We start from the raw sequence: 14,181 nt of genomic DNA on the forward strand, positions 1-14,181 counted from the left end.
CTTGCCTATGTGGTCTTGAATAAGGGAGGTGCTATTGGCCGCACCACTGCGACTCACAGGGTATGCCATCGCGGTCGCCGTCCATCTCGGTGTTGGGGCAGTTCTGCAAATAGAACTCGGCTTCCGCGCAGGAGCGCATCTCGGAGCAACGGGTCTTGCCCTCGCAGTGGTAGCGGCTGAGCCTTTCCGCCGGGATTGAAGCGAAAGCGTCCTGGGCGCGACTGGCGCTGCGTGCCTGATATCGCAGGGCAAGGCCTACGCCGATGGCGACCAGCAGGCCGACGACGGCGAGTTGCAGCAACGGCGATGTCTTGTGACCTCCGCCGCCCGACCTTGCGGGCATGGCCTGGCCCGGGAAAGCCACCTTCTCGGCTTGGTGCCGTCCTTGCGCGTTCTTGACCACTTCGTAGCTGACGATGTCGCCAACGGAGGGGCGGCGCCGGCGATCGGTAAAGGCGCTGATATGGACAAAGACCTTGTCGCTGCCGCCGTTCCAGGTGATGAAGCCGAAGCCGCGTGCCTCGTCCCAGGAGGTGATCCTGCCTTGAAATCGCATCCCTGCGTTCCCCCGTACGTTCCCTGTTCTGGCGCGTTCCCTACGCGCCGGCTTGTGTTGCCAGGCTAAGCAGCCGGGTGCGGCTTGTCTAACGCCGTCAGGCGGCGCGCCGGATTTTTCCCAACTACACGCTGCGCCGCCGCCATACCAACCAGCCGGCGAGGCCCAGGAACAGCGCATGCACCCACCACAGCCCCAGCGCCGGCGGCAGCGTGCCCTTGGCCATCCAGGCCTGGCCCAGGCTCAGCACATTGGAATAAGCGAGGTAGACCAGCACGCCGATCACCAGCTTGCCGTAGCGACCCTGGCGCGGGCCGACGTGGGCAAGCGGCACTGCCAGCAGCACCAGGATCAGCGCCGACAGCGGCGCGGCGATGCGCCAGTGCAGCTCGGCCCGGTCCTTGGGATCGGCGGAGGCGGCCAGCGCGCCGGTGGACATGATCGCGCGGCTGCTGCTGTTGAAGATGAAGTCCGGCGGCGTGATGCGGGTGGACAGCCGCGCGAAGTCGGCGATCTCGGTGCGGCCCTCGCCCGCCGTCACCCGCGCGCGCTGGCCCTGGCTCAGGCTGATCTGCCGCTCGCCGGTGTTACCGTCGATGGCCTGGGTGCCGCTCCTGGCGGTGAGCAGGGTGGTGCCGCCTTCCTCCTCGATGAAGGCCAGTACCTCGCCCAACTGGGTGCCGTCACCGCTGACACTGCTGGTGTAGAACACCGCCTTGCCGTCCGCCACCGGCTTGAAGCGGCCGGCCTCGAAGGGCGTGTACTGCACCAGCCGCTTGGCGTCCTTGAGCAGGTAGTCGGCCTGGCGCGCCGCCCAGGGGCTGATCTCGAAGGACAGGGCCGCAGTCAGCGCCGCCATCGCCAGGCCCAGGAACAGATAGGGCCGGTAGAAGCGCGACAGGCCGACGCCGCAGCCGGTGAGCGCGGCGATCTCGTTGTCCTTGTACAGCCGGCCCAGCGACAGCATCACGCCCAAAAGCAGCGCTACCGGCACCAGCAACACCAGGTAACGCAGGCTGGACAGGCCCACCACCTTGAACAGCAGATCCGGCGGCAGGTCGCCCTTGGCCGACAAGGCCAGGAAGAAGGTGAAGCGGGTGGAGAGCATGATCGCCAGCAGCACCACCGCCACCGCCAGCCAGGCGCCGAGGGCGTCGCGGATCAGGTAGCGGTCGAGGATCATCGGGGCTCTTCGGGGCTGAACGGGCAGGGCGGCATTATGGCCGCACGGGCGGCTTTTCCCGCGCGACGATGCCCAGATGCCGGATCGCCAGCTGGATTTCGCGCAGGAAGAACAGCAGCGCCAGGATGAACGAGGTCATTGCGGCGATGAAGATCACTGCCACCAGCGAGGCGAAGTTCATCTCGAATAGGGCGCCGATGAACAGCACCACGACCACCATGCAGATCATCAGCGCGCACAGCGCGCAGCAGCCGATGGCGAACTGCACCAGGCGCGCGCGCCGGGCGTGGATATGCAGGTTGGCGTTGACCGCGAGGTCGTAGTCGTCGCCGCTCACCGCCAGTTGCTCTTCCAGCTTGCGGGCGCGGTCGACGATGCGGCCCAGGCGATTGGTGAGCACCACCAGCATCGAGCCAATGCCGGCAATCAAAAACACCGGCGCCACCGCGAGCTGGATGACGTGGGCAATGCTGGTGACTTCGGCGTCGGTGGCCATGCGGCGTTGGGGGTGGCTGTGGAACTGCCGCGCATGATGCGCGCGCCGCTGGCGGCGGGCCAGTGGCGGCTCAGGCTTTTGGCGATGCCGCCCGCGAAGACAGCAGCAGCATGCCCGCCAGCACCAGCGTCGTCCCCGCGAGTTGCAGTCCGGTGATCGGCTCGGCCAGCAGCCAGTAGGCCAGAAACAGCGTCGAGACCGGCCCGATCATCCCCGCCAGCGAGGCCGGGCCGGCGCCGACGCGCGCCACCGCGATCATGGTCAGAAACACCGGCAGCACCGTGCACAGCCCGGCGTTGACGAGCGACAGCGACCACACCGCGCGGCTCTGTTCAAACAGCGTCGGCCAGGGTCGCAGCAGCGCGTACTGCGCGAGGCAGGCCAGCGAGGACACGCTCATCGCTAGCGCCACCAGACGCACGCTGCCGACGCGCTTGAGCAGCTCGCCCGAGGCCAGCAGGTACACCGCGTAGACCAGCGCCGCGCCCAGCACCAGGGCTGAGCCGAGCACGGTGCTGCGGCCGCCCAGGTGCAGGTCGTGCCAGAACACCAGCACCACGCCGCCATAAGCCACCACCAGCGACAGCCACTGCCGCGCCGTCACCGGCCGCTTGAGCCAGACAATGCCCAGCAGCAGCACGAAGCTGGGCGTGAGGAACAGCAGCAGGCGCTCCAGCCCGGCCGAAATGTATTGCAGGCCCAGGAAGTCGAGCATGCTGCTGGCGTAGTAGCCGAGCAGGCCCAGTCCTGCGATGCGCCCCATATCGTTCGCGGAAAGGCGCGGCCGGCGCCGCCAGGTGTAGATCGCCACCGCGAGGAAGACCGGCAGCGACAGCAGCATGCGCAACGCGATCAGCGTCACCGCGTCGATGCCTTCGCGGTACAGCAGCTTGGCGACCACCGCCTTGGCCGAGAAGAACACCGAGCCGGCGAGGGCGAGCAGCAGGCCGCTCAGGTAGGCGGTGCGGGGAGAGGTGGGCAAGGAGAACTCGTCGAATGGCCGCGTGCAGAGCGGCGAAGCAGGGCTGTCATTGTTCACTCCCCCATGTGGGGAGGGCTAGGAAGGGGAGTCAAAGAGTGGCCCGGCTCCACGAGGTCCAGAGGCAGTAAGTTTGGCTACGGGAGAACCTTCTTGGAAAGCTTTCGCGAACAAAGTACCGTCTCCGACTAAGGACTGCGATTTGGGTATTCGCTACCGCAACGAATCAGTGGTTCACTACTGAAGCTAATCGCGAAGGCCCAATTGCCACTTTCGTGTGGCTTGGTGAGGATGTTGTTCTAAAGTCTTAATTTGGCATTAAGAAGGCCGGGAAAAATTGTTGTTCAACAATAAGGGGACGGAAATGGACTTCATCGACCAGTTACGCGTACTGGCAAGCAGGATCGCCAACACCAAGGCGATGATTCAGACGGAGGAGGCGACGAAGAATGCGATGGTCATGCCATTCATTCAGGCCCTTGGCTACAACGTTTTTGACCCGCTGGAAGTGACGCCAGAGTTGGTGGCTGATGTCGGAACGAAGAAAGGCGAGAAGGTTGATTACGCGATTCTGCGTGACGGGAAGCCGATCATGCTGTTCGAGTGCAAGAAGTGCGGGGGCGACCTTGGGGTAAATCATGCTGGTCAGCTCTTCCGATATTTTCATGTCACCGAAGCCAGATTCGGCGTTCTAACAAACGGGCTTATTTATCGGTTCTTCACGGATCTTGAGCAGCCCAACAAGATGGACGAGAAACCGTTCTTCGAGTTCAGCATCCTTGATTTCAAGGAGCGGGACGTAGAGGAACTGAAGAAGTTTGCCAAGTCAGCGTTTGACCTCGATACGATCCTAACGACAGCGAACGATCTGAAGTACACGCGAGCCATCCAAGGGAAGCTGGCCGAGCTGGTAGCAAATCCCTCTGAGGAATTTGTGCGTCTCCTTTCGGCGGATCTCCTCGGTGCAAGGCGTTTTACCCCGGCTATTCGAGATCAGTTCACCGCCATCTCCAAACTGGCGTTCGAGCAGTTCATTGGTGAGCGAATCAATGAAAGACTGAAGGGGGCGATGACTCCCGAGTCAGTTACGGTTTCCGAAAAGCCTGCTGCTGCGCCCCAAGACGAGCCTGCAAGTCCGACCGAGCCAGTCATCGTTACGTCGAACGAGGAGCTTGAAGGTTTCCACACCGTTCGGGCGATCATCAGGAGCCTTGTGCCAACAAAGCGTGTTGTCATGCGAGATGCGCAGAGCTACTGCGCAATTCTTCTGGACGACAACAACCGAAAGCCGATCTGTCGGCTGCGCTTCAACAACACCCAGAAGCTGAGGCTCGGACTCTTCAACGCGCAGAAGGAAGAGGAACAAGTTTCTCTTGAGTCGGTGGACGACATCTACAACTACGCCGATCAGATTCGGGCAACGGTTGCTTCCTATGTCGGGAACGTTGACGCCTAATTCGACATCGAGAAAAAACGGGAAAGATGGCGAAGTAATTTTCGCCGCTGTGCCTAGGCTGTGCCGATGCATTACTCCGACCCTGAGGTTTCCGTGAATACGGCATCCAAGAAATTGCGTGTTAGCCACGGCGCCGCCGAACAAGGCGCTCCCCGCGACGCCTTCGCCGCGCGTGCGCTTTGGCGTTAGCCATTAAAAGCATCTCACCCCGATGAGCGAGATTGATCTTTTTGAATTGCGCGAGCCTAAGAATCTCTTTGCGGAGATACAAGAAGCAATGGCCGAATATTGTCGGGAACCAAGCAGCCGGCTATTGCTCTTCCTACTATTTTCTTTAAACCACTTGCGTGAGTGGATAGCAGGTGCAGGGTACGAAGCTTTGAAGGCCAAGCGTCAGTCTGGTCAAGTTCTGCTTCCAGCAGAGATGTTTTACTTCGAGCTGTGGACTCTAGAAGAGTTTCAAACCATCAATGCACTTTGCAATCGCAGTAAGCACGCCAGCATCCGAAGTGGCGGCGCTACTTCTGTCTCTTCCGGGGCGACCTGCAACAGTTGGTGCTGTGATTCACTCGACCAGACCTACTACCGAATCGATGGTATCGATTCGCGTGAAATATTCTTCCCCGTTATACAGAAATACCATGCTTGGTTTGCCAGCAATGGCTAACCAGGCCAGCCGTATTTGCTACCGCTTCGCGGCATCAAATCCGCGGCTGAGCTAGGTCGTTGAGGTTGTAGAAAAACGACCGCCTAACCCGCCTCCATCTCAATCAACAAATCCCCAGGCCGCACGACGTCGCCGGCGTGCACATGCACGGCTTTGACCACCGCGTCCTGCGCGGCGGCGACCAGGGTTTCCATCTTCATCGCTTCCAGCGCTAGCAGGGTCTCGCCCTTGGCGACGCGCTGGCCGGCCTGCACCGCGAGGCGCGCCACCGTGCCGGGCATCGGTGCGCCGACTTCCAGAGCGTTGCCTTCCGCCGCCTTGCGCCGCTCGTAGGCCTGCTTCACGCCGGCATGGGCAACGCGCTGGGCGCGTGGCTGGCCGTTGAGTTCAAAGAACAGCTTGCTGGCGCCCTCGTCGAGCAGCTCGGTGCGGCCCTGCAGACGGATCACCAGGGTTTTGCCGGTGTCGATGTCGACGCTGATCTCCTCGTTGTCCGGCAGGCCGTAGAAGAACACCGGCGTCGGTAGCGCGCTGACATCGCCATAAAGCTTCTGGTGCTCGACGTAGTCCTTGTAGACCTTGGGGTACATCAGGTGGCTGGCGAGGTCGGCGTCGGAGAGCTTCACGCCCAGCGCCTGCTCGGTCTTCTGCCGCTCGGCGGCGAGATCGACGGCGGCGAGACTGGCGCCCGGGCGTTCGCTCAGTACCGGTTTATCGCGCAGCACCTTGGCTTGCAGCGCCGCCGGCCAGGGCTCGGGCGGCAGCCCCAGTTCGCCTCTGAACAACTGCACCACCGATTCGGGAAAATCCACGGCGTAATCGGGGTCCACCAGCTGCTCGATGCTCAGGCCCTTGGCGACCATGAACAGCGCCATGTCGCCGACCACCTTGGAGCTGGGCGTGACCTTGACGATGTCGCCGAAGGCGCGGTTGACGTCGGCATAGGCCTTAGAGACTTCGGCCCAGCGCGATTCGAGACCCATGCTGCGCGCCTGCTCGCGCAGATTGGTGTACTGCCCGCCCGGCATCTCGTGGCGATAGACGTCGGCCGTACCGCTGCGGATGTCGGATTCGAAGGGCGCGTAGTAGCGGCGCACGCCCTCCCAGTAGTCGGAGAGCGTCTGCATCGCGCCGAGGTCGATCTTGGGGTCGCGCGCATGGCCCACCAGCGCCGCCGCGATGCTGCCGAGATTGGGCTGCGAGGTGAGGCCGGAGAGCGCGTCGAGTGCGCCGTCGACCGCGTCGACGCCGGCCTCGACGGCCGCCAGCACGCTCGCCGCCGCGATGCCGCTGGTGTCGTGGGTGTGGAAGTGGATGGGGATGCCGACTTCAGCTTTAAGCGCGCGTACCAGTTCGCCGGCCGCGCGCGGCTTAGCCACGCCGGCCATGTCCTTGATGCCAAGTACGTGCGCGCCGGCCTGCTCCAGCGCCTTGGCGATCTTCACGTAGTAGGCGAGGTTGAACTTGGGCCGCCCGGCGTCGAACAGGTCGCCCGAATAGCACACCGTGCCCTCGCAAACCGCGCCGGACTCGATCACCGCGTCCATGGCGACGCGCATGTTGTCGACGGCATTGAGCGAGTCGAACACGCGGAAGATGTCGATGCCCTCCTTCGCCGCCTGCTGCACGAAGTAGCGCACGACGTTGTCGGCGTAGTTGGTGTAGCCGACCGCGTTGGCCGAGCGCAGCAGCATCTGGAAGGGGATGTTGGGAACGTCCTTGCGCAGTTTGCGCAGGCGGTCCCAGGGGTCTTCCTTCAAGAAGCGCAGGGCGACGTCGAAGGTGGCGCCGCCCCAGCATTCCAGCGACAGCAGGCCGGGCAGCAGGCGCGCGTAATGCGGCGCGATGGGCAAGAGGTCCGCCGTGCGCATGCGGGTGGCGAACAGCGACTGGTGGGCGTCGCGCATGCTGGTGTCGGTGAGCAGCACGCGATCCTGTGCCTTGAGCCAGTCGGCGAAGCCCTTCGCGCCCAGTTCCTTGAGCTTGTCGCGCAGCCCCGGCGGCGGCGCGTGGGCGAGGTCCGTCGCTGGCAGCAGCGCGGGCGCGAAGCTTCCGGTCGGCTTGGCGCGGCCCTTCATGTCCGGGTTGCCGTTGACGATCACCTCGCCGATGAAGTTGAGGATCTTGGTGGCGCGATCCTGCCTGGCGGTGAACTTGAACAGCTCCGGCGTGGTGTCGATGAAGCGCGTGGTCGCCTCGCCGCGGGTGAACAGCGGATGGGCGATGACGTTTTCCAGGAACTGCAGATTGGTCGAGACGCCACGGATGCGGAACTCGCGCAGCGCGCGGTCCATGCGCCGCACCGCGACCTCGCGCTCTGGCGCCCAGGCGGTGACCTTCACCAGCAGCGAGTCGTAGTGCGGGGTGACCACCGCATTGGAATACACCGTGCCGCCATCGAGGCGGATGCCGAAGCCCGCCGGCGAGCGGTAGGCGGTCACACGGCCGTGATCGGGCGTGAAGCCGTTCTCCGGGTCTTCGGTGGTGACGCGGCATTGCAGAGCGTGGCCGGAGAGCCGCAGGTCTTGCTGCTTCGGCAGCCCCGGCTCGCCGATCTGCGCGCCCTCGGTGACGCGGATCTGCGCGGCCACCAGATCGACGCCGGTGACCATCTCGGTGACCGTGTGCTCGACCTGGATGCGCGGGTTGACCTCGATGAAATAGAACAGGCCGGTGTCGGCATCCATCAAAAACTCGACGGTGCCCGCGTGCGAGTAGCCGACGCTGGCGCAGAGCCGCACCGCCGAGGCGCACAGCGACTCGCGGGTGGCGGCATCGAGATACGGGGCGGGCGCGCGCTCGACCACCTTCTGGTTGCGGCGTTGCACGGTGCAGTCGCGCTCGAACAGGTGCACGAGCTGGCCGTGGGTGTCGCCAAGAATCTGCACCTCCACATGCCGCGCCCGTCGCACCAGCTTCTCGACATAGACCGCGTCGTTGCCGAACGCCGCCTTGGCCTCGCGCCGCGCAGATTCCATCTGTGGCAGCAGCTCGGCCTCGGATTCGATCACCCGCATGCCGCGACCGCCGCCGCCCCAGCTCGCCTTCATCATCACCGGATAGCCCACCGCCGCCACCAGCGGCTTGCAGGCCTCCGGGTCGGCGGGCAGCTCGCCGGTGGCCGGCAGGGTCGGCACGTTCGCGGCCACCGCCGCCGCCTTCGCCGCCACCTTGTCGCCCAGCGTGCGCAGCACCTGGGGACTGGGGCCGATGAAGCGGATGCCGGCCGCCGCGCAGGCTTCGGCGAAGTCCGGATTTTCGGACAGAAAGCCATAGCCCGGATGGATGGCGTCCACCCCGGCCGCGACCGCGACGCGGATGATGTCCGCAATGTCGAGATAGGCGGCGATGGGCTTCTTGCCCTTGCCGACCAGATAGCTCTCGTCCGCCTTGAAGCGGTGCAGGGCGAAGCGGTCCTCGTGGGCGTAGATGGCGACGGTGCGGATGCCCATCTCCGCCGCCGCGCGCATCACCCGGATCGAAATCTCGCCGCGATTGGCTACCAGCAACTTCTTGATGCTGCCGCTCATGAGCTTACCCCGCAGTGTGGCCGCTGTTTCCACCGTGACTGGCAGCGCACCGGCCCTGACTACAGGCGGTAACAACGACCGTGCCAGCGCCGTCCTGGCGCAGGGTGGAGTGAGTCGCATGGTGGCACGGGTGCGCCGCCGCGACGTCCTCCAAGGGGTGTAGAACGGCTCAGGCCGGTCGGCTCAGGTGATTGGCCAGACCCAGGCGCTCGATGAAGGCGTTGGCCAGCGCCGTGCTGTGGCGCTCACGCTGGCGCAGATTGGCTTCCTGCACGCGATGACGTTCCTCACCCAGCCTGAGCCCGCCCTGACTGGCGAACAGTTCCAGCTCGCCACGGTAGTCCTCGCCTTTGTGGCCGGGCGCCGGCCACCAGCGCACGGTGACCGTGAGGTCGTCCGGGTAGCGGCGGATGAACAGGGTTTGCGGCATGCGGGCTCCGCGTCGCCGCCGGGGATTCGACGGAGGCGCGGGGCACTGTGACCTGCGGAACCGGCTGCCGGTCGGCCGCGGCGATCCAGGGGCCCGCAGGGCTGACGAGAGGCACCGGCCCTGGGCCGCTCGGCGACTCAGCGCGCGCTGATCCAGACCGGAGCCAGATATGCCGCCGACAGTCCGTCGGCCCCATCCACGCGCACGAAATACCAGTGGCTGCCCTCGGTCACCGGCACTTCAAACCGTCCGTGAGCGCTGTCGGTGCTCGCCAGCTCCTGGCCACCGGCCCCGAACAGCCGCAGCGTGCCGTTGTAGGCGCTGCCGTCCTTCTGGCGGACCTGGGTCTGCAAGACCACGCGGCTGCCCAGGTCGCAGCTCAGTTGCGAGCCCATCGGGTGCCCCTCGGCCTGAAAGTCCACGCGCAGGTGCTGGCCCGGCGCCAGCGCATAGGTGCGGCGCGCCTGCCAGGCGGCCTTGATCGCCGCCTCGCCGAGGTCGCTGGCGAGGGTGACGGTCTTCGGGTGCTCCTCGGCGCCGTAGGTCCCCCAGTGGTTGTCCTCGGAGCCGATCGGCGCCAGCCGCCAGCCCTTGTCCAGCGCCTTGGCGTAGTAGGGCAGGTAGCGGTCGTTGCGGTGGTCGGTGTTGTACAGCTCGATGCCGAACATGCGCTCCACCGCCTCCGGGATCAGCGTGAAATCGTTCCAGTCGCACTCCGCGCTTTCCTTGTCGAAGCATTTGTCATGCGGATGGTTGAAGTGCGCCAGCGCGTCGCTGCCGCCGCCCATAGCCACCTCGCCGCTCAGGCTGCCGCCGTTGAGCGCCGGGGTGTCGGCGTCGCGGGTGAACCAGCTCCAGAAGGTATCCATGGTGAACAGATAGCCGCCATCGAACTTGGCGTTGCTGAAGTTCTTCGAGAAGTAGACGTTGATGTGGCCGAAGCGGTCCGAGGTCCACTCGAAACCACGGATGGCGAGGAAGCTGTCGTCGCTCGCCGCCTGCGCCTGCTCGGCGGTGTTCTGCCACTTCAGCAGCTCGTCGGCGCTGGGGGTGAGGCAGGTGAGCAGGCCTTGCAGCGAGGCAAAGCACTGGTCCCCTACCGACAGGAACAGGCCGTTATTGAGGGTGTCGGAATGCTCGCTGCTGCCGACGAAGCTGTAGCCCAGCGACTTGGCCTTGGCGAAGTAGTCGCCCGGCACGTCGGTGATGACGCCGTCGGAGTAGCTGGAATGCATGTGCATCAGCCCCTCGTAGGGCTTCAGGCTCGCCAGCGGCTCGCCTTCATACGGCGCGCAGGCCTTGGCGACCGGCGGCGGCTCGGTGGTGGGCGGGCTGCGCTGCTCGCCGTCGCAGGAGACCAGGCTCAGCAGGCTGGCGAGTAGCAGGAGGTGGCGGGCGGCGGGCACGGTCGTTCGTCCAGGAAGAGCGGGCCGCGCAGGCTAGGGGTTGGAGATGACAGGCTGAGGAAATGTCCTCCGCGATTCACCGCGAGTGGCCGTTCGCGCCAGCCCGCCTGCAACTAGGCCGCTGCGTCGCGGGCGGCCTGCCAGCTGCGGTAGTGGTCGGCGAGTGTTTCGCGCAGCGGCCGGTAGCGGACGCCCAGTTCCTCGATGCCGCGCCGGTTGTCGACCTTGAAGCGAATGCCGACGTGGTTGTCCTGGTACTTGCGCGACAGTCCGAACAGCGGTCCGAGCAGACGCAGCAGCCAGCCCGGGATGATGACGCGCGGCAGCAGCCAGGGCCGCCGGTGCTGCTCGCGCAGCAGACGCGCGAGGTCCAGGAAGTGGGCCATCTCCCGCTCGGCGATGATGTAGCGGCCGTGGGCGGCGGGCGTGCGTGCTGCGGCCAGATGCGCGGCAGCGACCTCGCGCACGTCCACCGTCGCGACGCTGAGGTCGGGCACGCCGAAGAACAGCTTGCCGCCGAGGATCTCGTCGAGCAGAAACAGGCTGCCGGAGTCCGAGGCCATCGACAGGCTGGGGCCCAGCACCAGGCCGGGGTTGATGCACACCAGGTCCCAGCGCGACTGCGCGGCGCACATCGCCCAGGCCAGCTTCTCGGCCTGCACCTTCGAGTAGTGGTAGGGGTTGTAGTCCACCGTGCTGCTTTCGTTGAAGTAGCGCTCCGACAGCACCTGGCCCTCCATCGCCAGCACATCGCTGTAGTCGCCGAAGATCGCGCCGACCGTCGAGGTCATCACCACCCGCCGTACCGAGGGGCAGCGATTGACGCTGTCGAGCACATTGCGGGTGCCGTTCAGTGCCGGCTCCAACATCTGCGTGCGGCCATCGCGGATCTTCTCCGGCATCAGAAACGGCGAGGCGACGTGATGCACCACCTCGCAGCCGGCCATCGCGGCGTCGAAGCTGCCGGGCTTGAGCAGATCGGCCTCGAACAGCCGCAGCTGCTGCGGGTACTGGGCTTGCAGCGCCAGCAGCGGTGCCAGCTTGTCCTGCCGCCGCAGGTCGCGGACGCTGGCGTGCACCTGCTCGCCGGCCGCCAGCAGATGGGCAATCACATGGCTGGCGATGAAGCCGCTGCCGCCGGTGACCAACGAGGTTGTCATGCCTGCTCCTGGATGGTGATTTTCATGAGCAGGATCGTATCTGCGGCACCCTGCGTTGCCGCTAAGAAAATCATCCTTGTGCGCAAGACTTGGCCTGCAAGACCAGGCCGTGCCTGGATGGCGCGTCGCCCCATCAACGGTCTTCGGTGCCGGAGCTTGCAGGACGCGAGACAGGCGGCCCGTCGTCGCCCTGTCGTCACAGGGTTCCAGGCCGCACAATAGTCCGCATGACCTGGACCCTACATGCCCAACTCGCGGCCGACACGCTGAGCGTCGGCGATTTCCCCTTGAGCCGGCTGCTGCTGATGAACGAGTCGCGCTACCCCTGGTGCATCCTGGTGCCGCGTCGCAGCGGCGCCAAGGAGCTGCACCGGCTCGACGACGCCGATCAGCTGCAACTGCTGCGCGAATCCACCGCGCTGGCGCGGGCGATGGAAGCGGCCTTTGCGCCGCACAAGATGAACGTCGCCGCGCTCGGCAACATGGTTCCGCAACTGCACCTGCACCACATCGCCCGCTATCGCGGCGACCCGGCCTGGCCGGCGCCGGTCTGGGGCAAGTTCCCCGCGCAGGCCTACGAGCCGGCGGCAGCCGCTGAACGCATCGCCCGGTTGCGGCAGTTGCTGCCGGGACTGCTCTACGAGTCTGCCGACGCCGGCTAACCGGCGGGGACGTGGCTGGTGGTGACCTCGGCGATCAGCCGGCCGTCGCTGCCGACCACGGTGGTGCGGACCACGCTCAGGCGCTTGCCCTTCTTCACGTAGATCGCCGTGGCCTCGAAGTGGCCGCTGGTCTGGTTGCCGAGCAGGCTGGCGTTGAGATTGATCGCCAGCGGAAAGCCGGACTGCCCGGTCTGGATCTCGCTGCCGCCGAAGGCCAGCACGGTGGCGCAGACATCGGCAAACCACAGCGTGGCGCCGGCATGCACGGTGCCGTAGGGGTTGAGGATGCCGGCCTGCACCGGCATGCGGCCCACCACCTTGTCGGGGCTTTGTTCCACGACCTCGAATTCGATCCTGCCTTCCACCTTCATCGGTCCGGCTCCTGCTGGGTGATTGGATTCAATCGGCACCGAGGACGGCGTCCAGCGCCCGCAGCAGCAGCTGCACGTCCTCGGCGCTGGTGTAGTGCACGAACGACAGCCGCACCACGCCGCGCGCCGGGTCCAACCCCATGGCTTGCAGCAGGCGCAGTGCATAGAAGTGGCCGCTGGCCGCCATCACGCCGCGCGCCGCCAGGGCGCGTACCACGGCGCCCGGCTCCTGCCTGAGCGGCAGGAAGGACACCGTGGCGGCGCGCTCGCCGGCATTGGCGGGGCCGATCAGGCGGATGTCCTTGCGCTGTGCGAGGTAGTCGAGCAGCGGCGGCAGCAGCGCCAGTTCGGTGCCGCGCAGCAGTTGCCGCACCCGGCCCGCACGCCCGGCCGGCGCAGCGCCCGGGTGATGGTGGGCATCGAGTGCGTCGAAGTACTCGGCGATGCCGCGCGCCGCCGCGATCTGCGCGTGGTCGGGGCCGGCCGGCAGCAGGCGCTTGCGCAGCACGCCCTCGTTGAAGAAATGGCCCTCGTTGGGCAGACGCTGCACCAGGGTCGGGCTCAGCGCCATCAGGCCCAGGTGCGGGCCGAAGGTCTTGTACAGCGAGAACAGATAGATGTCGGCGCCCAGCGCGGCGAGGTCGGGAAAGCCGTGTGGCGCGTAGGAAACGCCATCGACCACGCTGAGCACGCCGGCGGCGCGCAGGCGCGCGGTGATCGCCGCCACCGGGTTGATCGCGCCGACGATGTTGGAGCACTGGGTGAAGGCCACCAGCCGGGTGCGCTCGTTGACCAGCGGCCAGAGCGCCTCGGGATGCAGCGCGCCGCTGTCGGGCTCGACCTGCCACTCGCGCACCCGCACGCCGCGTGTTGCGAGACGCCGCCAGGCGCCGCTGTTGGCCTCGTGGTCCTGGTTTGTCACGACGATCTCGTCGCCAGCCTGCAACCACTGGCCGAAGGCCTGCGCCAGCACGTAGCTGTTCTGCGAGGTCGACGGGCCCAGGTGCAGCCAGTCGCCGGGCACGCCGAGATATTCGGCCAGGCGCGTGTAGCTGGCGTCCATCCACTCGCCGGCCTCGGTGGAGGCGGCGGTGGGGTAGTAGGGTTGCAGCTTGAGCCGCCGGTAGTACTCGTCCAGGCGCGCGATCACCGGCGCGCAGGCGTAGGAGCCACCGGCGTTCTCGAAGAAGGCCTGGCCTTGCAGGCTGGGCTCGGCGAACGCCGGAAACCGGGCGCGGACGAAGGCGAGATCGAGCGGGGTGGTCAAGGCAGGCTCCGGCGGTGA

General features: G+C 65.9%; 13 protein-coding genes. 3 read left to right on the forward strand and 10 right to left on the reverse strand.

Annotated elements, in window-relative coordinates; all coding sequences use genetic code 11:
* Positions 1 to 31: 31 nt before the first annotated feature.
* The 4 genes from ED208_RS15135 to ED208_RS15150 form a co-directional block, all read right to left on the reverse strand.
* Positions 32 to 556, reverse strand: a complete 525-nt coding sequence (locus ED208_RS15135) for a cold shock domain-containing protein (protein ID WP_158608581.1) — start codon at positions 554 to 556, stop codon at positions 32 to 34.
* Between the two features lie 124 nt (positions 557 to 680).
* Entirely contained in the window at positions 681 to 1,739 is a 1,059-nt protein-coding gene (gene lptF, locus ED208_RS15140; RefSeq protein ID WP_123212754.1) for an LPS export ABC transporter permease LptF, read from the reverse strand.
* Between the two features lie 34 nt (positions 1,740 to 1,773).
* Positions 1,774 to 2,235: a DUF2721 domain-containing protein gene (locus ED208_RS15145; protein WP_123212755.1), complete on the reverse strand. Its 462-nt coding sequence runs from the start codon at positions 2,233 to 2,235 to the stop codon at positions 1,774 to 1,776.
* Positions 2,236 to 2,305: 70 nt separating this feature from the next.
* On the reverse strand, positions 2,306 to 3,217 hold the full coding sequence (locus ED208_RS15150) for a DMT family transporter (protein WP_123212756.1): 912 nt from the start codon (positions 3,215 to 3,217) through the stop codon (positions 2,306 to 2,308).
* A gap of 361 nt (positions 3,218 to 3,578) precedes the next feature.
* Here ED208_RS15150 and ED208_RS15155 point away from each other — a divergent pair, with 361 nt between their 5' ends.
* Both ED208_RS15155 and ED208_RS17170 read left to right on the forward strand, forming a co-directional pair.
* The gene (locus ED208_RS15155; RefSeq protein ID WP_123212757.1) at positions 3,579 to 4,670 is read left to right on the forward strand and encodes a type I restriction endonuclease; all 1,092 of its coding nucleotides are present in this window, start codon (positions 3,579 to 3,581) and stop codon (positions 4,668 to 4,670) included.
* A gap of 211 nt (positions 4,671 to 4,881) precedes the next feature.
* On the forward strand, positions 4,882 to 5,337 hold the full coding sequence (locus tag ED208_RS17170) for a hypothetical protein (protein WP_148044772.1): 456 nt from the start codon (positions 4,882 to 4,884) through the stop codon (positions 5,335 to 5,337).
* 83 nt (positions 5,338 to 5,420) lie between these two features.
* Here ED208_RS17170 and ED208_RS15160 read toward each other — a convergent pair whose 3' ends face one another.
* The 4 genes from ED208_RS15160 to ED208_RS15175 all read right to left on the reverse strand — a co-directional run bounded on the left by ED208_RS15160 (position 5,421) and on the right by ED208_RS15175 (position 11,863).
* Positions 5,421 to 8,867, reverse strand: a complete 3,447-nt coding sequence (locus tag ED208_RS15160) for a pyruvate carboxylase (protein ID WP_123212758.1) — start codon at positions 8,865 to 8,867, stop codon at positions 5,421 to 5,423.
* 169 nt (positions 8,868 to 9,036) lie between these two features.
* Positions 9,037 to 9,297 carry a hypothetical protein gene (locus ED208_RS15165; protein WP_123212759.1) on the reverse strand — a complete coding sequence of 87 codons (261 nt, stop codon included), beginning with the start codon at positions 9,295 to 9,297 and terminating at the stop codon, positions 9,037 to 9,039.
* Between the two features lie 137 nt (positions 9,298 to 9,434).
* Positions 9,435 to 10,703, reverse strand: coding sequence for a CehA/McbA family metallohydrolase domain-containing protein (locus ED208_RS15170; protein WP_123212760.1), 1,269 nt, complete (start codon positions 10,701 to 10,703; stop codon positions 9,435 to 9,437).
* A 113-nt stretch (positions 10,704 to 10,816) separates the two neighbouring features.
* The gene (locus tag ED208_RS15175; RefSeq protein WP_123212761.1) at positions 10,817 to 11,863 is read right to left on the reverse strand and encodes an NAD-dependent epimerase/dehydratase family protein; all 1,047 of its coding nucleotides are present in this window, start codon (positions 11,861 to 11,863) and stop codon (positions 10,817 to 10,819) included.
* A gap of 227 nt (positions 11,864 to 12,090) precedes the next feature.
* Between ED208_RS15175 and ED208_RS15180 the strand changes: the two genes are divergently transcribed.
* Entirely contained in the window at positions 12,091 to 12,525 is a 435-nt protein-coding gene (locus tag ED208_RS15180; protein WP_123212762.1) for an HIT domain-containing protein, read from the forward strand.
* Here the strand turns inward: ED208_RS15180 and ED208_RS15185 are convergent.
* Both ED208_RS15185 and ED208_RS15190 read right to left on the reverse strand, forming a co-directional pair.
* A complete protein-coding gene (locus tag ED208_RS15185; protein WP_123212763.1) occupies positions 12,522 to 12,896 on the reverse strand; it encodes a PaaI family thioesterase in 375 nt (124 codons plus the stop codon). The two genes, ED208_RS15180 and ED208_RS15185, sit on opposite strands and share 4 nt — an antisense overlap.
* A gap of 28 nt (positions 12,897 to 12,924) precedes the next feature.
* Positions 12,925 to 14,163: an aminotransferase class V-fold PLP-dependent enzyme gene (locus ED208_RS15190; protein WP_123212764.1), complete on the reverse strand. Its 1,239-nt coding sequence runs from the start codon at positions 14,161 to 14,163 to the stop codon at positions 12,925 to 12,927.
* Positions 14,164 to 14,181: the final 18 nt, after the last annotated feature.

This window comes from Stagnimonas aquatica, from assembly GCF_003730135.1.
Classification (GTDB): domain Bacteria; phylum Pseudomonadota; class Gammaproteobacteria; order Nevskiales; family Nevskiaceae; genus Stagnimonas; species Stagnimonas aquatica.